Origin of the sequence: Actinoplanes sp. NPDC048791, assembly GCF_040650095.1 — a bacterium.
Classification (GTDB): domain Bacteria; phylum Actinomycetota; class Actinomycetes; order Mycobacteriales; family Micromonosporaceae; genus Actinoplanes.
On record NZ_JBEZGQ010000030.1, the window covers coordinates 1 to 21,268 of the forward strand.

Genomic DNA, 21,268 nt, shown 5'->3' on the forward strand with positions numbered 1-21,268 from the left:
CGGTCAGGGTGAAAGCGTCGCAACTTCCACCTCGCCGGAGGTCTTCTCATTGATCAAGCCGCCACGCCGCGTCAACAACGCTCATGGGCACTACACCTAGCAGAACGTTCCGAGGGCGGTGAATCTGGCGTCCAGATCATCCACCCACTGCGCCGGCGTGCGATGGTCCGGCAGGGCGACCCCGACCTCGGCCCGCCACAGCGCGTCACCGAGAACGGTGCGCAGGTGCCAGGCCATGACCCGGTCCACGTCCACCCTCATGCCGGAAAGCTGTTCGTAGGCCGTCACCGTCGCGGTGAACAGCTCGATGCCGCAGTCTCCCGGCAGACAGCGCAGGTCGAACTCGGGTTCGCCGGTGCCCGCCGTCTCCCAATCGACGACCAGGCGCAGCCGCCACGACTCGCGATCCCAGAGATGGTTGTCGCCGTGGAAGTCGCCGTGCACGAGCACGGTCCGGCCCGGCGCCGCGAGGGCCCGATCGGCCCAGTCACACCAGGCCGGCACCCGGTCCCGCTGGTCGGGTCTGATCAGCGGCCTGAATCCGGCCCGAAGGGTGTCGGTCGAGGCAGGCGCGGTCGGCTCGGGTAGCGGGCCCATCGCCTCGGACACCGCTCGCAGCACCTCAGGGTCATGCAGGGTGGCCAGGACCGCGGCTGAGCCAGGTCGGTGCCACTACTTGATGCAGCAGCCCACGCAGACCTTGGGCTTGGGCAACGTGAAGGCCAGACAACAAGTCTTCCGCTGCACGTCCAGATTTCCGCCCCGGCCCGGGACCAGCTCGATCAGGTCTTCGACCCCGAGCGTGCCCAGCAACGTGGCGATCGTCTCCGCCGACGAGCCCGGCAGCACATCCGCCGACCGCAGCACCGCGTAAGCCACCCCGGACGACAGCGACCCCAGCAACGTGCGCTGCCCCAGCCGCACCTTCGTGTGGATCGCCTCGAGCAACGGCGTCAGGTGCTCGTCCAGCAGCGATCGCCGCAGCTCCTCGAGCAGGGCCGCCTCGTCGGCAACCACCCGGACCTGGGCCAGACCGCTCAACGCCAGCGGGTCGGACGGCAGCACCGCCACCGTGATGTCGCTGCGGAGGCCGATGGTGACCAGCGGCCGCGGGTCGTTGAAGTGCATCAGTACGTCGGTGCCGGTCAGCAGCGGCACCCGCCGGGCGGAGGCCCAGCCCAGCACGGCCGGCAGCGCCAGCCAGTACGTGTAGGCCTTCCAGGCCAGCGCGGCCGCGGCGTGCGGCTGGGCCTGCCAGCGTTCGCGGGACGAGTCGAGCAAGGTGTCGAGGCTGGCCCCGGTCAGGTCGGAGGTGGGCTGCCAGCCGGTCGGATCCTGGACCATCAGGTCCGGCGCCAGGCCGGGCAGCTCGGTGCTCGTGCCGAACATCGCCCGCAGAGTCGCGGTCACCGGCGCCAGGGGCTGCGCGGGGTGGGCGGAGTGATCGGAGACGACACGATCCAGCGCGGTGGTCACCGGAGCGCGCCGCTCAGGGAGAGGCAACGCGGCTTCATCCGCTGGATCACCACTGTCACCTCGCCACGCTTCGCTGGTCAGGACGGCCCACCATACCTTGTTAAGGCTAGCCTAACCACGCCAGCAAAACCCCCACATACCCGGCCCCGGACAGGTGTTCTTCGGGGAAATACCCCCAGCAAGGGTGACCTAACCGAGCGTTGCGCCGTTGCCGGTTTCGTCAAGGTATCTGTCGGCAACGCGCTACTAGCCCCATGCGGACACCGGAAGACATGGACACTGAAATTCCTGTCGCAAAGGGGACATCCGTGATGACCACCTCGCCTGTCGAGAGGGCTGCCGACCACTTCGTGTCGGCGCTCGCGCAATGGCGGGTCGAGCGCGGGATGACGAAGAAGCAGCTCGCCGCGCGCATGGGGTTCGATCCGTCCTACGTCAGTCACGTCGAGGGCCGCCGGCACAAGCCCACCGAGGACTTCGCCCGGCGTGCGGAGGCGGTCCTGGCCGCCGGCGGCGCGATCTGGCAGAGATTCCAGGAGTACGACGAACTGCGGCACGCCCGCGGCCCCGTCCTGCACCGGGACCCTCCCGTGCCCGCGCAGTGGATGCCGCCGGGCACCGGCCTCATCGTCGAGCAGGAGGTCGCCGAGCTCACGTACACCGAAGGGGCTTATCGGTGTGTGATCCGGCGCGCGCTCTACAACGCCGGGGTGGAGCCGGTCACCCGCTATCTGGTGAAGATCTCCGTGGACCGGTATCCGCACGACCCGCAGGGGTCCAACCGCCACCACCGCCAGCATCCGCTCAGCTTCGAGGAGATGGATCTGCGCGCGGTCGCCGGCGAGGGCGCCGCCACCGAGCCGATGCAGTGGCGGCTCAAGCTCGACCGGGACGCCGCCAAGGAGGTCTGGCTGCTCTTCGCCAACGACCACGGCCAGTTCCCGCTCTATCCCGGCGAGCGCACCACGATCGAGTACGCCTACACCGTCGGGGAGGAGAAGTGGGGTCAGTGGTTCCAGCGGGCCGTACGCCTGCCCACCCGCAACCTCACCGTACGGCTGAACTTCCCGGTCGAGTTCGAGCCGCAGGTGTGGGGGGTCGAGACCTCGCTGGCCGCCGAGGTGCCCGTGCGTACCCCGTTGGAGCGGCACAACGACGCCCGCCGCGCGGTCTTCGAATGGTCGACCGACGCGCCGCTGCTCAACGCCCGGTACCGCCTCGAGTGGCGGTTCCGCGGCGAGTCCGCCCCGACCACCCCGGACGAAGGAGTCCCCAAGCCCCGGATCAACGGTCAGGAGCGCCGCACCAACGGCCATGAGCTGAGAGCGAGCCAGCGCATGCGCGGAATCGGCATTGTGCAGCGCGGCGCGGACCTGCTGCGCCAGCGCGCCCGGCACTTCCAGCTGCCCCGGGAGGAGGCGGCCGCCCGCGACGCGGTCGCCGGTCTGCGGGCCACCCTCGAACGGCTGGAAGGACTGCACGACTTCAGCAAGGGGGTGGGACTGGCCGCGTCGCAGATCGGCCTGGCGGTTGCCGCCGCCGTGGTACGCCCACCCGAACGTGGCGCTGAGTCCGTGGTCCTGCTGAACCCGCGGGTCGTCGACGAGTCGAGCGAGACCGACGAGCAGTACGAGGGCTGTCTCTCCTTCTTCGACTACCGCGGCCTGGTGGTCCGGCCGTTGCGCGTCGACGTGGAGCACGCCCGTTTCGACGGGACCCGGGTCATCACCTCCTTCGAGCAGGCCATGGCCCGCCTGGTCAGCCACGAGATCGACCACCTCGAGGGCCGGCTGTACGTGGACCGGATGGTCCCCGGGGCCAACCTCGTGCCGGTCGAGGAGTACCGCCAGACCGGCCAGCCCTGGAATTACTAGTCGGAGAAGCTGTCGTACTTGATCCGTACAGATGGGACCTGGAGCTCGGCCAAAGTCCGCAGGGTGGCTTTGACCATCTTGCCGGAGCCCGACACGAAGAAGTCGTGCTCGTTCCATGGGCCGTAGCGAGCCACGACGTCGGAGATGTTGCCCTGCTCGCCGGGGAACGTCGGATCGTCGCTGCACGCGGTCACCACGGAGAGCCAGGGGTAGCGGGCGGCGAGCCGGTTCAGCTCGGCCAGGTCGTAGAGGTCCTCGCGGGTGCGGGCGCCGAAGAAGACGTGCACCCAGCGGGTCCGGTTGTAGCGAGTGAGTTCCTCGAGCAGTGACTTGATCGGCGCGAGGCCGGTGCCGCCGGCGACGAAGACCGCGTCCCGGGTGGAGCGCCGGTCCAGGTTCATCGAGCCCATCGGCGCGGCCAGCCGGATCATGTCGCCGACCTCCAGCCGGCGCACCAGCGCGCTGGAGACCCAGCCCGCCCCGACCGCCTTGACGTGGAACTCCAGGGTGTTGTCGCGCCGGGGAGCGTTCGCCGGCGAGTAGGTCCGCCACAGCCTGGGCTGGAAGCGCGGGCATTCCAGGCTCAGGTACTGGCCGGCGCGGTACTCCAGCGGCTGCATCGGCATGACGGTGAAGACCGCGATGTCGGTCGCCCGGCGTTCGTGCGCGGTGACCTCGGCATACCAGTACGGCGGGTTGGTGTCGGCCTCGGCGCCGGCGAGCATCTTGGCCGCGATCACCGCGTACGCGTCGGCCCAGGCCTGGTCGTACTCGACGCCCCACTGCTCGCCCGCGAACTGCCGCATCGCCTCGATCAGCGCTCCGCCGACCACCTCGTAGTGGGCTGGTTCCACGTGGAACTTGCGATGATCACGGCCGAGGGACCGGAGGTACTCGTCGAACTTCTCCGGATCCTCCAGCGTCTGCACGGCGGTGACGATGGCGTTGAGCAGCCGGGCGCGCTGGACGTCCATGTGCACGGGGAACAGGTCCCGCAGGTCCGGGTGTGACAGGAAGATCCGCGCGTAGAAGTAGCCGGCAACCTTGTCCTGATGCTCCTCGACGAGGCTCCAACTCTCCTTGAGCAAACGCGCGAGGTCTCCCATGCCCTCAGCCTGGAGAAAACAGCGGGTAACGCATCGCACCCGAAGTGCGATGTACGCCGCACAATTGCCGACACACGGCGAGTCGCTTGCCCCGATAGGTCCGAATGTGCATGAACGCGATCACTCGAACGACTGAGCCGAATCTAGAGTGGTCGCGTGACAGTAGCTATTGACCGGCCCCAGGCCACGCGCAATCAGCTCCGCCTGGAGATAGTGATCGTCCTGCTGCTGTCCCTGGGCCAGTCCGCGGTCTATGCGGTGGTGTCGCTGGTGGCCAAGCTCACGGCCGGCAAGCCGCTGTCCCAGCAGACGGCCACGCTGAACCCGTCACAGTCGCCGCGGCCGTACCTTGATCTCACGTACCAGTTGCTCGGGATCTTCTTCGCCCTGATCCCGGTCCTGCTGGCCCTCTATCTGCTGAACCGCGACCGGCTCGACCCGGCGCGCACGCTCGGCATCGACTTCCGCCGCCCGGCCGGCGACGCCGGCTGGGGCACTGCCCTGGCCGCGGCCATCGGCATCCCCGGCCTGCTCCTGGTGTACGCGGCCGCGACGCTCGGCCTGAACGCCCAGATCGTGCCGGCCGCCCTGCAACCGGTGTGGTGGGCCGTCCCCGTGCTGATCATCGCGGCGATGCAGAACGCGATCCTGGAAGAAGTGATCGTCGTCGGCTACCTGATCACCCGCCTGCGCGAAATGGGCTGGCGCATCGGCTACATCGTCGCGGCCAGCGCGGTCCTGCGCGGCTCGTACCACCTGTACCAGGGCTTCGGCGCGTTCGTGGGCAACGCCGTGATGGGCGTCGTGTTCGCGCTGTTCTTCCTGCGTAAGGGCAGGGTCATGCCGCTGATCGTGGCGCACAGCCTGCTCGACATCGCCGCCTTCGTGGGCTACACCCTGCTGCCCAAGGACTGGCTCAGCTGGCTGTGACCGACCCCCGGCTCAGCGCGCGGTAGTGCACGGTCGCCCGCGCGGCCATAGCCCGCGCGGCGCCCCGGCTGGTCAACGTGGCGACCAGCAGGCTGGTGCCCGGGAAGAAGTGGTTGATCGCCCGGACGGCCGCCCACCCACCGGCCTGCACGGCGATCATCCGGCCCAGCCGCCAGGTGACGTCGGTGAGCCCGCTGTTGTCGTAGCTGTGCTGCTCGGCCGTGGCGAGAGCCGCCACCGCGTCCTCCCGGACGGGATGCACCCGGGTCAGAACAAGCAGGTCGACCGCGCGCTCCCGGTCGGTCGGATCCAGCCCGTACGCGGCGGCGACGTGCAACGCCAGCTCGGCGTGCGTGTAGGCGGCCGCACCGAGCAGGGCGATCGGCGCGTACGACCCGGCGACAGCGGCGAAGACACTGCTGACGCTGCCGAACCGGGTGAACTGCGAAACGGCCAGCCGGGCCAAAGCGTCCGGGCCGGCGGCGGGGTAGGCGGCGCGGGTGCGCGCGGCCCACTCACCGGCGCGCGGACCGATGGTCTGCAGCGCGGCGAGCGCGAGCAGCTCGGGGGCGTGGCCGGGATCGGCGATCAGCGCGGGCCAGGCCTCGGTCCGCACGCCGGACAGGGTGTCCGCCATGGCGGCGACGGCGGGCGGCAGGGTCGAGGCAACGGGGACGGCAGCCCCCGGCTGCCCCGGGGCCGTAGCCGGGGGCTCGGCAGCCGGGGATGTCGCCCCGCTGCGCGCTTTTTCGTGTACGTCGGCAGCCAGGTTCGGCGTGTCATCGGGCATCAGCTCGTCATCCGCCGAGGGTGCGTTGCCCTTCGCGGCTGATCCGTCTTCGGCAGCTGATCCGTTGTCGTTGGCTGATCCGTTGTCGGCGGCTGGTTGCCGGCTCGGCGACGTCTCGCTCGGCGACGTCTCGCTCGGCGACGTCTTGGCCGGCGACGTCTCGTTCGGCAGCGTCTTGGCCGGCAGCGACTGCGCCGACGGCGTCGGGTTTGGCGGCGGCGTGGCGGTGGGCGGCTCATCGGGCACTGTGGTCATGTCCGGGGTGACCACGGCCGGGGCGATCTCCGCGGCGGCTGCCTTGATGGTTGCCGCTGCCTTCTTCGCCGGCCTCGCCGCCTTCTTGACCGGCGCTACCTCTCCTTGCGCCGGCGTCACCTCGGGCTGGGCTGCCTTCGCTGGTGCGGCCTTGGGCTGGGCCGGCTTGGCGGACTGTGCTTCTGGCCGGGCTTCGGCGGTCGTCGCCTTGGTGGGCGGGGTGGCTTTGCGCGGCTGGCGCTTCGCGGGCCCCGGTCCCAGCCCGATCCCGCCCGGCCCCGGCCCGAGCCCCGTACCGCCGGGTCCTGGCCCGTCGCCGGTCCCGGGCCCGCCGCCGGCGCCCTTCCCCGGACCGCCGATGATCTCCAACGCGGGCGGCTCCCAGGCGCCCGGCGCTTTGCCGGCGTACACGATGCCGGCCGCCGCTCCTTCCGGTCAGTACGGCAGCCCGGCACCCGCCGGCAACAACTCGACCTCGTACGGGGTAGGCGCATCGGGCGGTGCCCGGCAGCCGTTCGGCGGACCGGCGGCTCCGGTGAGCACCCCCGTGACGTACGGCTCAGGTTCCGCCGCGTCGGGATCCGGACAGTCCACCGCCGTGCCGCAGCAGCGCGGTCAGGGCACCGTCTACGGGGGTCTGGCGGACTACGCGCCGGCTGACATGACGATGCCGGTGAACGTCAATCCGGTGGAGAACTCCGGTTCGCTGACCGGCCACATCCTGGCCCAAGGCTGGCGGGACGGCACCGACAACCAGCGGCGCAGCAACGTCAAGGTGGCCGTGGCGATGCTCATCGTGCTGCTCGTCCTGGTCGGTGTGAGCGTCCTTTTCCTCTTCACCGTGGGCGACGCGTTCAGCGACATGATCGGTGGCGTTTTCAAGCAGTGAGTTGTCGCCGGCGACGGATGCCCCTAAGCTGGCGAGGTTGCGCCGAAGGGTGAGCCTGCCCACTACCGGCGCGGAATGCGGGCAGTGTCCAGGACGTTGACCCGTACACTGATGGAAGTAATTAACCTGGCGTGCCCTCAACGAGCACGCCACGGGCGTTCTTGCGGTCATTTCAGCGGCCGGCTGTTGGTAGCCGCGGCGGGCCATACGCGAGCATGCGCCCCCGTAGAGAGGTTCTCTTGACCACTTTCGCTGATCCCAGCACGTTCCCGTCCGTTGAAGAAGTTCTCGCCGAGTCCGGCGGCACCCCCAGCACCGACGCTCCCGCTGCCGCCCAGGTCACCCCTGAGGCCGCCGTGGAGCAGACCGAGACCCACGAGGTCGAGGTCGTCGAGACCCCCGCCCCCGCCGTGCCGACCTTCGCCGAGCTGGGCATCCCCGCCGAGCTCGTCCGGGTGCTGAGCCGCGAGGGCATCATCGCCCCGTTCGAGATCCAGGCCGCGACCATGCCCGACGCCCTCGCGGGCCGGGACGTGCTCGGCCGCGGCCAGACCGGCTCCGGCAAGACGCTGGCGTTCGGCCTGCCGCTGCTCGCCCGCATCGCCAAGAGTGGCCGGGCGCTGCCGCACCAGCCCAAGGCCCTGATCCTGGTGCCGACCCGCGAGCTGGCCATGCAGGTGGCCGACGCGCTGACGCCGCTGGGCCGCTCGGTCGGCGTGTTCCTCAAGACCGCTGTCGGCGGCGTGCCGTACGACCGCCAGATGGACGCGCTGCGGCGCGGCGTCGAGGTCATCGTCGCGACCCCGGGCCGCCTCGGCGACCTGATCGAGCGGGGCGCGTGCCGGCTCGACGCGGTCGAGGTCACCGTCCTGGACGAGGCCGACCAGATGGCCGACATGGGCTTCCTGCCCGAGGTCACCGAGCTGCTGTCCAAGACCCCGGCGGACGCGCAGCGCCTGCTGTTCTCGGCGACGCTCGACGGTGACGTCGACGCGCTGGTCAAGCGGTTCATGCACGACCCGGTGACGCACTCCACCAACCCGGCGGAGGCCAGCGTCTCCACGATGGAGCACCACATGCTCCTGATCCCGCCGCACGACAAGTTCCCGATCACGGCGTCGATCGCCAACCGGACCGGCAAGACCATCGTCTTCGCCCGCACCCAGATGGGCGTCGACCGGCTGGTCGACCAGCTGGCGGCGGTCGGCGTGCGCGCCGGCGCGCTGCACGGCGGCAAGACCCAGCGGGTACGCACCCGCACGCTGGCCGAGTTCAAGGAAGGCCGGACGAACGTGCTGGTCGCCACGGACGTCGCGGCGCGCGGCATCCACGTCGACGGCATCTCGCTGGTCATGCACGTGGACCCGCCGAAGGACCCGAAGGACTACCTGCACCGCGCGGGTCGCACCGCCCGGGCCGGCGAGTCCGGCGCGGTCGTCACGCTGGTCCTGCCGAAGCAGCGCCGCACCACGGCATCGATGATGCTGAAGGCGGGCGTCACGCCGGCCGAGCTGCGGGTCCGCCTCGGCGACGAGCAGCTGGCCAAGGTCACCGGGGCTCGCGAGCCCAGCGGTGTCCCGGTGAAGATCGAGCCCGAGCCGCGCGAGCGTGGCGACCGGCCGCGTCGCTTCGGTGACCGGCCGCAGCGTGGTGGCAGCAGCTACGGCGACCGTTCCCGCGGTGGCAGCAGCTACGGCGACCGGCCGCGCACCGGTGGCGGAGACCGTTCGTTCGGCGACCGGCCGCGGGGCAGCTTCAGCGGCGGCAGCGGCGGCGGCGACCGCACCTACGGCGACCGGCCGCGTGGTGGCGAGCAGCGCTCGTTCAGCGACCGTCCCCGTGGCGAGCAGCGCACGTACGGCGACCGCCCGGCGGGCGACCGTTCCTACGCCGAGCGTCCGGCGACCGGCGGCGACCAGCCGACGGGTGACCGTCCGTCGTTCGCCGACCGCCAGCGCGGCTTCGGCGAGCGCACTGCCCGCAACCTGAGCGAGCGTCCCGGCGGTTTCCGCCGCGAGCCCGCTCGCAACGACCGGCGGGAGACCGGCAACGGCCGCTTCTCGACCGGCCGTCCGGCGCACACCCACTGATCCATCGCACGTGTAAGAAGGCCCCGGCGCTCCACGCGCCGGGGCCTTCTTTCTGCATAGCGCGGTTCGCGCCGAACCCGGAGTTGGCGCCGGATGGCGCCTGACCAGCAATAACAGGCGGATCTCACCCGAACCCAGGACGGGACGGGACGGCAGAACTCACGCCTCACCCGGAACGGGGTAGCGGTTTCGTGCCGAGCCCGGAACGGCGTGGCGGGTTCGCGCCGAGCCCGGAACAGCGTGGCAGGGCTCGCCCCGAACCCGGAACAGCGTGGCAGGGCTCGCCCCGAACCCGGAACAGCGTGGCAGGGCTCGCCCCGAACCCGGAACGGCGTTGTGGGGTTCGTGGCGGGCGGGGAACGGGTAGTCGGTGACTATGGCCGTTCTGCCGGGTTCACTTTTCTGGGATCGCCGCGACACGTCCGGCGCCGAGCACGTGCTGGTTGATACGCATGCCGGGCTGTACGCCCGGGGCACCGCCGTGGCCGTCGATCCGATCGCCTACAGCGCCCGCTACGAGGTTCGCACCAGTCCGGACTGGGTCACCACCGCCCTCGAGGTCAGCACCGAGGGCGCCGGCTGGAGTCGGAGCTTGCGCCTGGAGTCCGAGGGTGGGCGGTGGCGGACCTCGACCGCCGAGCGGGGTGATCTGGATGCCGCGTTGACCGCCGGTGGTCACCCCGGGGCCGGTCTGCCCGGCACCGAGGATCCGGACCTGCTGTTCGGGGCTTTCGACGTCGACCTGACCGGTTCGCCGCTGACCAACACGTTGCCGATCCGGCGGCTGGGGTTGCTCAAGGCCGAGGCGGGGGTGGCCCACCGGGTCAGCGTCGCCTGGGTGCTGCTGCCCAGTCTGGAGATCGTGCAGGCGGATCAGATCTACACCGCGCTGGGCGACGGGCGGGTGCGTTTCGCCACCGAGACCTTCAGCGCGGACCTGGTCGTCGACGACGAGGGCTTTGTCGTGGACTATCCGGGACTGGCCCAGCGGGTGCGCTAGACCTTGTCGCGGATCCAGGTCAGGCAGGTCTTGTCGACCGTTGTGAACGGCTTGCCGAACGCCTCGCGGGACGCCGGGTCGAGGTCGCGGTTCTCCCGCAGGTAAAGCCGGACGAAGTCGAAGAGCGCGCCCTGGCCGTACTTGCGGGCTAAACAGTCGGCGGTGAAGTGGCCGAAGCCGTAGAAGGCGTCGCTGGTGTCGGGGCTGGCGTTGTCGCCGGGGGCCTTCGCGGCGATCGTCTTCGGGCGTTTGCTGCCGGCGAGCAGCGACCGCACCGCCGAGCGGCGCCAGCTGTCCGTGGCGGATCTCGGGTACCAGCCGACGTACTCGGCGATGCCCTCCTCCAGCCACATGTCGTCGCTGCCGCCGGTCCGGTACGCACCACCGAGCGTGACGACGTGCGCGAGCTCGTGCTGGAGCGTGGTGGCGAGCACGTCGCTGTCCGTACGGACGGCCGAGATGTTGAGCACCACGTCGCTGCCCGAGTCCTTGAGCGGGATGGCGTAGCCGATGACCCATTTGTCGGTGATGCCGCCGTACCAGGTCTTCCACTGCTTGGCGCCGGCCACGTAGACGCGGTATCGGCGCTGGGGGTTGCCGACCAGGCCCGCGAAGCGGTCGTTGACGACGGCGGCCTTCTCGGCGGCGGCAAGCACCTGCTTGAAGTATTTGCGCTCGGTGCGGTTGCCGATGACGGTGACCCGCTCGCCGGACAGGAAGCTGAGCTCGCCGGACTCCCACGGGGTCGGCTGCTGGCGGCTGCGGCTCTTCTTCTCGGTGACCTTGGCGATCACGTACCGGCCGCTGACCTTTTTGAAGGTCAGGACCTGGCTGATCGTCGGCGGGCCGTCCGACGCGTTGTATTTCTCCTCCGGGCACTTGTCGGTGCTGAAGCAGTACGCGACCTCGGCCGTCACCTGGACCGTGCCGCTCTTGGCATCGACGGGATCGACGGAGGTCTGGTAGTCGAAGTGGCTGACACCCAGCCCGCGCAGGGCGCGGAACATCGAGGTGTACCGGGTGCGGAGCTTGGACTGGCCGGGGTCGACGGCGGCCAGCCAGCCCTTCTCGTTGTTGGCCAGCAGGGCGGCCGCCTGCGCCTTGAGCGCCGCGACGGCGGCCTCGGCGGGCGTCAGCGGGGTCCGGGCGGCAGTGGGCTCCGGGCCGGCCGCTGCGGCGCGCTCGTTGAGCGAGAGTGGCGCGCGGTTGACGTAGACGACACCGGCACCGACAGCGAGCGCGGCGGCCAGGGCCAGGGCGGCACCGACCAGCAGGCCACGGCCCCGGCGAGACGGCGGCGCGGGAAAAGGCACCGGGACGATGCCGGGCGGCAGGTCACCGACCTCGACCGGCAACTGCGCAAAAGGCTGGGCCAGCGGGTGGGTCGAGGGGAAGAACTCACTGGCCTGCGGCGCCCGCTGGCCAGGAATCTGGGCAAAACCGGCCGGCGGCGACGACCAGGGGCCGGACACCATCGGAGGAGCGGCGGGTACTTCCTCGGCGTCGTGCACTGCGCTCCTCGAACCCGAAACCCGTCACAGGTCTCAGATCCTCCCAGGTCCACCGCCGCAGCGCTGCCCCCAATTCAGGCAGGCTGCCAGACGCCCGTGGCCAGGAACGTGTCAATCGCCGCCAGGTGTGGTTCGAGGGTGATGCCCTGCCCGGCGACCCAGGCGTCCGAGTAGTACGTGTCCGCGTACCGTTCGCCGCCGTCGCAGATCAGGGTGACCACCGATCCCTTCTGGCCCGCCGCCCGCATCTCGGCGATCAGGCCGAAGGCCCCGCACAGGTTCGTACCGGTGGAACCGCCGACCCGGCGGCCGAGCACCGCCGAGCCGGCCCGCATCGCCGCCAGCGACGCCGCGTCCGGCACCTGCACCATCCGGTCGACCACCGCGGGCTGGAAGGAGGCCTCCACGCGGGGGCGGCCGATGCCCTCGATCCGCGAGCCGCGGCCGGTGGACACCGTCCAGTCGCCGGAGACGTAGGCCGGCCAGAACGCCGACCCTTCCGGGTCGACCACGCAGAGCTTGGTGTTCAGCTGCCGGTAGCGGGCGTACCGGCCGATGGTCGCGCTGGTGCCGCCGGTGCCGGCCCCGACCACGATCCACGCCGGTACGGGATGCCGCTCCAGCGCCAGCTGCAGATAGATGGACTCGGCGATGTTGTTGTTGCCGCGCCAGTCGGTGGCCCGTTCGGCGTGGGTGAACTGGTCCATGAAGTGGCCGCAGAGGTCGGCCGCGAGCGTACGGGCCGCCGCGACGACCGCCGTCGGGTCGGTGACGAGGTGGCACTTGCCGCCCTGGAACTCGATCAGCGAGATCTTCTCGGGCGACGTGCTCGCCGGCATCACCGCGATGAACTCGAGTCCGAGCATCCGGGCGAAGTACGCCTCACTGACCGCGGTCGAGCCGGAGGACGCCTCGACGATCGGGGTGTGCGGGCCGATCCAGCCGTTGCAGAGGGCGTACAGGAAAAGTGAGCGGGCCAGCCGGTGCTTGAGCGAACCGGTGGGGTGCGACGACTCGTCCTTGAGATAGAGGTCTATGCCCCAGGAGCGGGGCAGCGGGAACGGCAGCAGGTGGGTGTCGGCCGAGCGGTTGGCGTCCGCCTCCACGAGCGCGATCGCCTCGCGGGCCCACTCGCGGGCGGTGTCGTCACAGCGGTTGTGCTGGTCCATGGCTCAACCTGCCGTCGGGTCGAGGCCGGGCTGGGGGCGGTTCTCCCACTTCGTGGACAGCGCGATGGCCGTCCTGGTCGACGCTACGCCGCGGGTCCGGTTGATGCGGACGATCAGCTGCTCCAGCTCGGCGATCGTGCCCACCCGGACGGTGAGCTGGTACGACTCCACGCCCGCCATGAAGTAGCAGGACTCGATCTCGGGCATCACCCGCAGCGCGGACAACACGTCGTCGGTGTCGGCGCCGGAGTCCTCGACGATGCCGATCAGGGCGGTGACGCCCAGCCCGATGGCCTCGTGGTCGACCTCGGCGCGGTACGCCCGGACCGTGCCGGCGGCTTCCAGCTTGCCCACCCGCTCGTGCACGGCCGGCGCGGAGAGCCCCACCTGCCGGGCCAGCTCCGCGTACGAGGAGCGGGCGTTGTCCCGCAACAGGTCGATCAGGCGCAGGTCGATGGCGTCCATGGTTTCAGAGGTTAGTGCGACCCGTCCTGCTACCTCACGCCCGGTAGCGGGCTCGGACCGCCGGACGCAGCAAGGATAATGGTCAACGTCGCAATCGGGGCTTTTTCCGCATTTCAGCGACTTGCTGTTTTTGGCGGTGCTCTAATGGCACTACGTCCCGATCGAGCACGCCGACACTCACTGTGACCAACGGCGCTCCAACACGACGCGAGGAGAGGGCCGTGGACACAGGAGATCGACTGCTGACGCCCGGGGAGGTGGCCGCGCTGTTCCGGGTGGACCCGAAGACGGTCACGCGCTGGGCAGCCGCCGGACGTATCGGCAGCATCCGTACTCCGGGTGGCCACCGCCGGTTCCGCGAGTCCGAGGTGCGGGCGCTGCTCGAGGGCGACGGTGTCGTCGAGGAGATGCGCGAGGACGACGCGGCCAACCGCCCGCGCAACGGCGGGCCGACCAACCCGGGGCAGAGCTACGGCCCGCCCAACGGACTGCGCTGATTCAGCTCCCCCGCCCATCGCGTGAAGAGCTGATGGGGTACGCCCAGAGCGTCGAGCACCTTGCCGGCCACGAAGTCCACCAGTTGGCCGGCGGTCGCCTGCGCGCCCGAGCCGTAGAAGCCGGGGCTGGCCGGCAGGACCACCGCCCCGGCGTCGTGCAGAGCGATCAGGTGCTCCAGGTGGCTGCGGGTCACCGGGGTCTCCCGGGGCACGACCACCGTACGGCGGCGCTCCTTGAGGTTGACCTCAGCGGCCCGCTGGAGCAGGTCCTTGGACAGCCCGATCGCGATGCCGGCACAGGCGGCCGTGCTGGCCGGCACGACCGCCATCCCCTTGGCCGGGTACGAGCCGCTGCTCGGACCGGCGGCCAGGTCACCGGCGGGCCAGTAGCTCAGGTCGTCGAGATCCCGGCCGAGCCACTGCCGCACGTCGTCCTTCCAGTGCGCGTCCCGTACGGTGGCACCGGTCTCGTCGAGCAGCGTCAACCTGGCCGCCTTGGAGACGACCAGGTCGACTGCTTCGCCGGCGTCGAGGAGCCCGTTCAGGACAGCCTTCGCGTAGGGCGTGCCGGAAGCTCCGGAGACACCGACGATCCACGGGGTGCGCATGCTTCCAGCATGCCCCAGGCGATGATCAGCTGACGGCCTCGGTGGCCGCGAACCAGGTCGAGGAGTCGGTCGGGTCGGCGAACTCCACGCTCTTGAGCATCTTGATCATCTCGGAGTTGCCGATGAAGCCGCCGCCGTTGAGCTCGACGAAGAACTTCTTGTCGGCGGTGTAGCGGTAGCAGAGGCCTTCCTGCGGGCAGTAGGGCGCGTTCCCGGGCGAGGTGTACTTCTGCTCCCGCGCCGGGTAGACCTGCAGCGACAGGATCGGCAGCTGGGTGTCCTGCACGATGAAGGGGTCGCCGACGGTGCCGGTGAGCTTCTTGTACGGGAAGTCGCCCTTGATCAGGCGCAGGAACGACGTCCCGGCAAACGACGCCTCGAGGTAGTCAGACGTCGTCCCGGCGGAGCCGAGCTCGAAGCCCGCGGGCACGTAGCCCAGCTTGATACCGACCTTCACCGGCTTCTCGGCACTCCCGGTGAGGCCCTCGGCGATCGACGCCAGCTTCGTCGCGGGGTACTTGAGCCCGCCCTGGACGATGACCTGCGCCCACGCGTCGTCGGCGTACTTCCAGGTGTAGGTGGACTCGGCGTACGGCGCCGGGATGCCGGGCTTGATGGCCTCCTTCTTCTCACCCGCGTGGAAGTAACCGGCTCCCGCCTTGGGGTCCTTCTTCGCCTTGGCCGGGTCGAAAGCACCCTTCGCGTACGTCACCACGTGCCCGATGACGTTCGGCGCGTAGTACCGCCCACCGTTCTCGTCCTCGTACGCCTGGCCCTTGCCCGGCGCCGTGATCGAGGCGACCTGGTAGCCAGGGGTCACCAGCACGGTGCCGTCGACGGTGAGGTCTCCCACCTTGTACTTCGCGAACGTGCCGGAGAACTCGGTGGACGGGTAGGCGAACGGCACCTTGGCCGGCTTCCCGGCCTTCGAGGGGGCCGCTCCGGCGTTCACCGTCGTCGACTTGTCGTTGCCCGCGGGCAACAGCTGAGGGACGGCGACCGCCCCGGTCACGGCGAGCACGACGGCGGCCGATCCGGTGCCGGCCCACAGCGCCCGGCGCCGCTGCTGCCGCTTGCGTCCGGCCGTCAGCGCGTCCTGCACGCTGTAGCGCGGGGGCGGGGCATCCGACTTGGCTTCCTGCAACATGTCAGACAGCTCGTGCGGCACGGTAATTCTCCCTGTTGACGAACACCTCGGCGCCCATGGCGGTGCGCAGGGCCTCGAGGCCCCGCGAGGTGTAGCTCTTGACGGTTCCCTCTGGGCACCCCAGGGCCTCGGCGGTCTCCTGGATGCTCAGACCTTCCAGGTAGCGCAGAGTCAGCACGGCACGCAGCCGTGCGGGGATCTTCTGCAGTGCGTCACGGATCCGCAGTCGTTCGTCGACCGCGTTCGTGTCGTCACGCAGGTTGGGCCGGTCGGGCATGGCATTGCTCTGCGCGCGCTCCCGCCGCCACCACGGGCGGCGGGTCTCGTCGATCGCCGCACGGACCACGGCGGTGCGCGCGTACGCGCCCGGGTTGTCGATGCGCCGCCACTTCACATACAACTTGGCCAGCGCGATGAGGACCGCGTCCTCAGCCGCCTGCCAGTCGCCGCAGGTGAGATAGGCGAGCCCGCGCAGCGGCTCCATCTGCGCGGCTACGAAGGCGCTGAACTCCCTGTCTCTGTCACTCACAGCTGATAGACGGAAGTCGGCGGCCGGAAAGTTACAGCAGAATCAGATCAAGGACGGCGAAGACGAACAGGGCTATGCCCACGAAGCCGTTGGCCGTGAAGAACGCCCTGTTGACCTTGGAGAGGTCGGTGGGCGTGACGACGACGTGCTGGTAGCCGAACGCGACCGCGGTCAGGGCCAGGCCGATCCACCACAGCCAGCCGAGCCCGACGAGCTGGCCGAACCAGACGAACAGCGCGAAGGTCAGCACGTGGGTGGCGGTGGAGATGTGCAGCGCCGTGCGGACGCCGAAACGGGCCGGCGTGGAGTGCACGCCGATCCGCCGGTCGACCTCGACGTCCTGGCAGGCGTAGATGATGTCGAAGCCGCCGATCCACAGCCCGACCGCGACGCCGAGCACCCAGGCCGGGCCCGAGCCGTCGAACGTGCCGGTGATCGCCAGCCACGCCCCGACCGGCGCGACGGCCTGCGCCAGCGCCAGCACGTAGTGCGGGAAGTTCGTGAACCTCTTCGCGTACGGGTAGATCACCAGCGGGATCACCGCGAGCGGCGACAGGAGCAGGCAGAGCGGGTTGAGCAGTGCCGCGGCGGCGAACAGCACGACCAGGGACACGGCGGCGCCGGTCCAGGCCGTGCGCACGCTGACGGCCCCGGTGACCAGCTCGCGATTACGGGTACGCGGATTCTGCGCGTCGATCTTGCGGTCCAGGATCCGGTTGGCCGCCATGGCGAACGTGCGCCCGGACACCATGGCGATCGTGATCAGCAGCAGGTCGACCCAGCGCAGCCCGGTGCCCGTGCGGTCCATGGCGACCAGGGCGGACAGGTAGGCGAACGGGAGCGCGAAGACGGAGTGCTCGATCGCCACCAGCTTCAGGAAAGACTTGATCTTGCCTGGCTGCTCCGGCGCCGCGGCGACCGCTGTCATATGCCGTATTCCTTCCACCGCTTGTCGACCAGCGAGACGACCTCGTCCGCCATCGTCATCTCCTCCGGCCAGCCCCGGGTGTAGCCCTCGCCGGGCAGCTTACGGGTCGCGTCCAGCCCCGCCTTGCCACCCCAGAACTGCTGGTAGGAGGCGTGATCGAGGTGGTCCACCGGGCCCTGGGTGATGAGCAGGTCGTGGTCGTAGTCGACGTTGCCGAAGGCCCGGAACGCCACCTCGTTGTAGTCGTGCACGTCGCAGTCCTCGTCGACGATCACGATGAGCTTGGACAGCGACATCAGGTGGGCGCCCCAGACCGCGCTCATGATCTTTTGCGCGTGCTTGGGGTAGCGCTTGCGGATCGAAACGATCACGCAGTTGTGGAACACCCCGGCGGCCGGCATGTCGTAGTCGACGATGTCCGGGATCAGCATCTTCAGCAGCGGCAGGAAGATCCGCTCGGTGGCCTTGCCCAGGCCGTGGTCCTCCTGCGGCGGCTTGCTGGTGACGATCGAGTGGTAGACCGGCTGCTTGCGCATGGTCATGCACTCGATGTGCAGCACCGGGAACGGCTCGACCGGGGTGTAGAAGCCGGTGTGGTCGCCGAACGGGCCCTCGGGCGCGCGCTCCCCCGGCTCCAGATAGCCCTCGAGGACGATCTGCGCCTGCGCGGGCACCTGCAACGGCACGGTCAGGCAGTCGACCATCTCCACCCGCTCGCCGCGCAGGAAGCCGGCGAACAGGTATTCGTCGATGTCGCCGGGCAGCGGGGCGCTGGCCGCATAGCTGACCACCGGGTCGCAGCCGATCGCGACAGCCACCGGCAGCCGCTCACCCCGGCGCTCGGCGACGGCGTGGTGGGCGGTGCTGTCCTTGTGGATCTGCCAGTGCATCCCGAGTGTGTTCTTCGAGTGCTGCTGCAACCGGTAGAGGCCGAGGTTGCGCTTGCCGGTCTCCGGGTGCTTGGTGTGGGTCAGCCCGTAGTTGTGGAAGATGCCGCCGTCGCCGGGCCAGACCTGCAGGCCGGGCAGCTTGCCCAGGTCCACCTCGTCGCCCTTGAGCACGATCTCCTGACAGGGGGCGCTCTTGACCTTCTTGGGCGGGACCGACTTGAGCTGCAGCACCTTGCCGATGCCCTCGCGGATGCCGGACCAGCCGACCGGCAGCTCCGGCTGGATCAGCGAGCCGATCCGGTTGCCGACGTCGTCGAGGCTGTCCACGCCCAGCGCCATGGCCATCCGCTTCTCCGTACCGAAGAGGTTGACGACGATCGGCATGTCACCGCGGGTCGGGCGCTCGAAGAGCAGGGCCGGGCCACCGGCCCGGACGGTGCGGGTGACGATCTCGCTGATCTCCAGCGTCGGATCGACCGGTACGCGGACCCGGCGCAGCTCACCGGCCGCCTCCAGGGCCGAGATGAAGCTCTGCAGATCGTGGTACGGGAAGCCCTTGGCAGCCATGTTCCCAGTCTCGCACCACGGGACGGCAAGTGATCGGCGGGCGGGAACCGTCACCGGGGGATCTCGTCCGGCGTTGAGCCAGAGATGTGGTTTCCGCGCTGGTCAGGGGCGAGGTGGGCAGCTTGAAATTCCGGTCCGTGGCACGCTGGTGCGCCCTGGGTGGCCTGGTCACGGCGCTGGTGACGGCCGCTCCGGCCGCCTCGCACCGCAACCACCGGCTGCCCGCCTGCCCGGGCGGTGAGGCGTCTGTCACAGGGCCGACCGAGCCGGCCGGCCGGCACGCCCGCAAGGCCTGCCGGGCCACCGGACCGATCCTGGAGTCCGGCGTCCGGCTGGACCGGATGCGCGAGCGGGCCACCCCGAGCGGCTACCACCACCTCGGCGCGGGCACCGGCGGCGAGTGGGGTGGGGTCTCGGGCCGCATCGAGGTCGTGGACGGCGCGGTCCGGCGCAACACGTACGACTTCGTGGCCGGCCGCTTCATGGTCAAGCGCGACATGGGCGCCGGTTCCATCGCCTGGCTGGAGGCGGGCTGGGCCGAGACGGGCTGGGCCGGCAGCGGTCGCCAGCACATCTACACCTTCAACACCAACACCAAGACCTGGCAGTTCTACGACCAGTACCAGCTCAAGCCGGGCGACAAGGTCTGGCTGGACCTGCACACGGACGCGAACAACGTCTGGCAGGCGTGGCTGTGGTGGAACAACCGGTGGAACCTGCTGACCGCCCAGCAGCTGCCGGTCGGCTCCCGGGCGTACGTCGAGCAGTACGTCGAGGTCCACGTCGACCCGAGCCGCCCGGCCCGGGTGGTGGTCCCCCCGGTGACCGTGGACAACGTCCAGCTCCGCCCGCCGGACGGCGGCTCGGCCCGCTACTGGCGTGACGACGTCGACACCCAGATCGGCGACCAGGCCCAGCAGCGGGCCGGCGGCTTCTGCCTGGACTGGGTGACCCGCTACGACACCTGGACAGCCGGCGACTGCGCCGGTGGCGCGGGTGCCGGCTCGCCCAGCTCACCGACCGGCGTGACGCCCTCGGCCGAGGAACGCCCCTAGCGGGTGAGGCGACTCCGGGGCGTCGGGCACCCGACACGCGGTACTTGACCTCAGGAAAATATCCGCAACGGTCTCACCTCGAACCCGAGTCGTGACGCAGCGTAGCGCTGAGCCGCCTGCCGTTACCGACGTCCGGCGGGCCGGAAAGGCGACCACACACGACCGGCAAATATCGATCGCGACAGATCAGAACTGCCGGCGTAATCAATGGCCGAGACCCCCCGTGCCGCGATCCGGGCCATTTCATTTGCCATCGCTGCGGCGGGTCCGCACATCTCGTGTGGATAACGACCGCACCGGAGAGCGCTCCCTGTCCTTATGGACGCCGCCGGGCCCATTCCGGTGGCACCGGCCCGCGAAGGGACATTCGTTTACGCCCGGACGGTCGGGGCCGCCTAAATGATCATTCCAGAATTGGATCTTCGCCCGCTCGGCGACGGAGATCATCGTGCGGATGAATGCCCTGGTGAGCGCGGTAAATGGACCGGGTCGGCAGCGCGGTGGCGTCGGCCGCACCGGCGACCACCGAGGACCGCCACCCGGCCCGGGCCGCGATCAGGGGCCTCGCCTGCACTTTCGGCCGCCGCTGTGGAGATCGACGGTGCCGGCCGGTATGGTGGCCACCGCGGAAGTCAGCGCATTTCCGCTCGATGGTGCGTCTGATTGGTCTCGGGCCGGCATCGAATGAGCAGGACCCGGAAAGCAGTTGTCGTGGCAGCTTCCGGAAGTGATCAAGGGGTCGGCGCGGCTTCGCTCCGGCCCCTTTTTCATTCCACCGCTGACACTACCGGCGGGTAGGCCATTTTCTCCCGCAGGTCACGGCCGGCCGACGACCTATCAGGCTCCCGCACAACAGCGACGCTGCGTGCTGGAATACGTCGGCACCCTGGTGCACAATCAAGCACGGCGATGGGTTCCGCCCACGAACGGGACCCCCGCCTTCCTTGAGCTATGGCCCGAGACCAATTCCATTGACGCCTCATCACCCCAAGGAGCAAGTGCAGTGACAGTCAGTTACATCACGTCCGGAGGACGGGCGTGATGACCGGCGTGGTGCAGGAACCCGGGGAACCCAACGAGGGCCGGCACCGCGCCGACTTCGCCACCTTCCGCCGGCCGACCAGCGAAGCCCTGGCGCTGGAGCACGAGGCGGCCCGCATGCGGGCCAAACTGATGGACCCGGAGACCGCGCTCCGGGAGCTGGCCGAACGCCTGACCTTCGCCCACGTGAACGCGGGCAAGCCGTCGTTGGCCGTGCTGAGCGAAGCCGTCCACTACAGCAAGGGCACCCTGTCCAAGGTGTTCGCCGGCAAGATGGTGCCCTCCTGGCCACTGGTCGAGGGGCTCGCCGCCGAGCTCGGGGTGCCGACGCAGACCGTCATCCGGGAGTGGTTCCACTTGTGGACCGCGGCCAACACCCTGCGGCGCAGGCCGGGCGGGGTGCGCGAGCGAGCCGCGACCGAGCCGGCCACCACCGCGGTGCCGGCCGGGC

20 protein-coding genes are annotated in these 21,268 nt (G+C 70.0%); 8 read left to right on the forward strand and 12 right to left on the reverse strand.

Translation table 11 applies throughout. The features are described from left to right. Positions 1–96 precede the first annotated feature (96 nt). Positions 97–609, reverse strand: coding sequence for an aminoglycoside phosphotransferase family protein (locus tag AB0C29_RS04570; protein ID WP_360815060.1), 513 nt, complete (start codon positions 607–609; stop codon positions 97–99). Positions 610–672: 63 nt separating this feature from the next. Next, complete coding sequence (locus tag AB0C29_RS04575; RefSeq protein ID WP_360815099.1) at positions 673–1,389, reverse strand: hypothetical protein; 717 nt, start codon at positions 1,387–1,389, stop codon at positions 673–675. Between the two features lie 398 nt (positions 1,390–1,787). On the opposite strand from AB0C29_RS04575, the gene AB0C29_RS04580 reads away from it, so the two are divergent. Continuing rightward, positions 1,788–3,350 (forward strand): peptide deformylase, encoded by a 1,563-nt coding sequence (locus AB0C29_RS04580; RefSeq protein WP_360815063.1) that lies wholly within the window; start codon positions 1,788–1,790, stop codon positions 3,348–3,350. Here the strand turns inward: AB0C29_RS04580 and AB0C29_RS04585 are convergent. Further along, positions 3,347–4,456 carry a globin domain-containing protein gene (locus tag AB0C29_RS04585; protein WP_360546386.1) on the reverse strand — a complete coding sequence of 370 codons (1,110 nt, stop codon included), beginning with the start codon at positions 4,454–4,456 and terminating at the stop codon, positions 3,347–3,349. The genes AB0C29_RS04580 and AB0C29_RS04585 overlap by 4 nt on opposite strands. A 156-nt stretch (positions 4,457–4,612) precedes the next feature. Here AB0C29_RS04585 and AB0C29_RS04590 point away from each other — a divergent pair, with 156 nt between their 5' ends. Beyond that, complete coding sequence (locus AB0C29_RS04590; protein WP_360815066.1) at positions 4,613–5,386, forward strand: type II CAAX endopeptidase family protein; 774 nt, start codon at positions 4,613–4,615, stop codon at positions 5,384–5,386. Here AB0C29_RS04590 and AB0C29_RS04595 read toward each other — a convergent pair. Beyond that, positions 5,373–6,800 (reverse strand): hypothetical protein, encoded by a 1,428-nt coding sequence (locus AB0C29_RS04595; RefSeq protein ID WP_360815069.1) that lies wholly within the window; start codon positions 6,798–6,800, stop codon positions 5,373–5,375. The two genes, AB0C29_RS04590 and AB0C29_RS04595, sit on opposite strands and share 14 nt — an antisense overlap. Between AB0C29_RS04595 and AB0C29_RS04600 the strand changes: the two genes are divergently transcribed. From AB0C29_RS04600 to AB0C29_RS04610, 3 genes are all read left to right on the forward strand, one after another. Then, entirely contained in the window at positions 6,790–7,320 is a 531-nt protein-coding gene (locus AB0C29_RS04600; RefSeq protein ID WP_360815071.1) for a hypothetical protein, read from the forward strand. The genes AB0C29_RS04595 and AB0C29_RS04600 overlap by 11 nt on opposite strands. Positions 7,321–7,730: 410 nt before the next feature. Beyond that, entirely contained in the window at positions 7,731–9,410 is a 1,680-nt protein-coding gene (locus tag AB0C29_RS04605) for a DEAD/DEAH box helicase (RefSeq protein ID WP_360815101.1), read from the forward strand. Positions 9,411–9,786: 376 nt separating this feature from the next. Beyond that, positions 9,787–10,410 (forward strand): putative glycolipid-binding domain-containing protein, encoded by a 624-nt coding sequence (locus AB0C29_RS04610; protein ID WP_360815074.1) that lies wholly within the window; start codon positions 9,787–9,789, stop codon positions 10,408–10,410. Here AB0C29_RS04610 and AB0C29_RS04615 read toward each other — a convergent pair. The 3 genes from AB0C29_RS04615 to AB0C29_RS04625 form a co-directional block, all read right to left on the reverse strand. Continuing rightward, positions 10,407–11,921, reverse strand: a complete 1,515-nt coding sequence (locus tag AB0C29_RS04615) for a hypothetical protein (RefSeq protein WP_360815077.1) — start codon at positions 11,919–11,921, stop codon at positions 10,407–10,409. The two genes, AB0C29_RS04610 and AB0C29_RS04615, sit on opposite strands and share 4 nt — an antisense overlap. Before the next feature lie 74 nt (positions 11,922–11,995). Continuing rightward, complete coding sequence (locus AB0C29_RS04620) at positions 11,996–13,090, reverse strand: PLP-dependent cysteine synthase family protein (RefSeq protein ID WP_360815078.1); 1,095 nt, start codon at positions 13,088–13,090, stop codon at positions 11,996–11,998. A 3-nt stretch (positions 13,091–13,093) separates the two neighbouring features. Further along, the gene (locus tag AB0C29_RS04625) at positions 13,094–13,555 is read right to left on the reverse strand and encodes an Lrp/AsnC family transcriptional regulator (protein ID WP_360550808.1); all 462 of its coding nucleotides are present in this window, start codon (positions 13,553–13,555) and stop codon (positions 13,094–13,096) included. 221 nt (positions 13,556–13,776) lie between these two features. On the opposite strand from AB0C29_RS04625, the gene AB0C29_RS04630 reads away from it, so the two are divergent. Next, positions 13,777–14,052, forward strand: coding sequence for a BldC family transcriptional regulator (locus AB0C29_RS04630; protein ID WP_125808202.1), 276 nt, complete (start codon positions 13,777–13,779; stop codon positions 14,050–14,052). Here AB0C29_RS04630 and AB0C29_RS04635 read toward each other — a convergent pair. Genes AB0C29_RS04635 through AB0C29_RS04655 form a run of 5 tightly spaced genes read right to left on the reverse strand, consistent with a single transcriptional unit; the run spans position 14,025 to position 18,721 of the window. Beyond that, positions 14,025–14,660, reverse strand: a complete 636-nt coding sequence (locus AB0C29_RS04635) for a UbiX family flavin prenyltransferase (RefSeq protein WP_360815082.1) — start codon at positions 14,658–14,660, stop codon at positions 14,025–14,027. The genes AB0C29_RS04630 and AB0C29_RS04635 overlap by 28 nt on opposite strands. A gap of 25 nt (positions 14,661–14,685) precedes the next feature. Next, positions 14,686–15,828: a hypothetical protein gene (locus AB0C29_RS04640; RefSeq protein WP_360815084.1), complete on the reverse strand. Its 1,143-nt coding sequence runs from the start codon at positions 15,826–15,828 to the stop codon at positions 14,686–14,688. Further along, entirely contained in the window at positions 15,809–16,336 is a 528-nt protein-coding gene (locus tag AB0C29_RS04645) for a SigE family RNA polymerase sigma factor (protein ID WP_360550801.1), read from the reverse strand. Before AB0C29_RS04645 ends, AB0C29_RS04640 begins: the two co-directional genes overlap by 20 nt. A 31-nt stretch (positions 16,337–16,367) precedes the next feature. After that, positions 16,368–17,264, reverse strand: a complete 897-nt coding sequence (mqnP, locus tag AB0C29_RS04650) for a menaquinone biosynthesis prenyltransferase MqnP (protein ID WP_360815087.1) — start codon at positions 17,262–17,264, stop codon at positions 16,368–16,370. After that, positions 17,261–18,721, reverse strand: coding sequence for a menaquinone biosynthesis decarboxylase (locus tag AB0C29_RS04655; protein WP_360815090.1), 1,461 nt, complete (start codon positions 18,719–18,721; stop codon positions 17,261–17,263). Before AB0C29_RS04655 ends, mqnP begins: the two co-directional genes overlap by 4 nt. 122 nt (positions 18,722–18,843) lie before the next feature. On the opposite strand from AB0C29_RS04655, the gene AB0C29_RS04660 reads away from it, so the two are divergent. After that, complete coding sequence (locus tag AB0C29_RS04660) at positions 18,844–19,776, forward strand: hypothetical protein (protein WP_360815093.1); 933 nt, start codon at positions 18,844–18,846, stop codon at positions 19,774–19,776. Between the two features lie 1,041 nt (positions 19,777–20,817). Next, positions 20,818–21,268, forward strand: a 451-nt coding sequence (locus tag AB0C29_RS04665) for a hypothetical protein (RefSeq protein WP_360815096.1), incomplete at its 3' end; no start/stop codon positions are given.

What these genes read in the sequence shown, in the direction of transcription:
- AB0C29_RS04625 (WP_360550808.1), bottom strand. Translation starts at nt 13,555, where the DNA reads ATGGACGCCATCGACCTGCGCCTGATCGACCTGTTGCGGGACAACGCC.
- AB0C29_RS04575 (WP_360815099.1), bottom strand. Translation starts at nt 1,389, where the DNA reads ATGTTCGGCACGAGCACCGAGCTGCCCGGCCTGGCGCCGGACCTGATG.
- mqnP (WP_360815087.1), bottom strand. Translation starts at nt 17,264, where the DNA reads ATGACAGCGGTCGCCGCGGCGCCGGAGCAGCCAGGCAAGATCAAGTCT.
- AB0C29_RS04620 (WP_360815078.1), bottom strand. Translation starts at nt 13,090, where the DNA reads ATGGACCAGCACAACCGCTGTGACGACACCGCCCGCGAGTGGGCCCGC.
- AB0C29_RS04655 (WP_360815090.1), bottom strand. Translation starts at nt 18,721, where the DNA reads ATGGCTGCCAAGGGCTTCCCGTACCACGATCTGCAGAGCTTCATCTCG.
- AB0C29_RS04600 (WP_360815071.1), top strand. Translation starts at nt 6,790, where the DNA reads ATGATCTCCAACGCGGGCGGCTCCCAGGCGCCCGGCGCTTTGCCGGCG.
- AB0C29_RS04635 (WP_360815082.1), bottom strand. Translation starts at nt 14,660, where the DNA reads ATGCGCACCCCGTGGATCGTCGGTGTCTCCGGAGCTTCCGGCACGCCC.
- AB0C29_RS04610 (WP_360815074.1), top strand. Translation starts at nt 9,787, where the DNA reads ATGGCCGTTCTGCCGGGTTCACTTTTCTGGGATCGCCGCGACACGTCC.
- AB0C29_RS04585 (WP_360546386.1), bottom strand. Translation starts at nt 4,456, where the DNA reads ATGGGAGACCTCGCGCGTTTGCTCAAGGAGAGTTGGAGCCTCGTCGAG.
- AB0C29_RS04580 (WP_360815063.1), top strand. Translation starts at nt 1,788, where the DNA reads ATGACCACCTCGCCTGTCGAGAGGGCTGCCGACCACTTCGTGTCGGCG.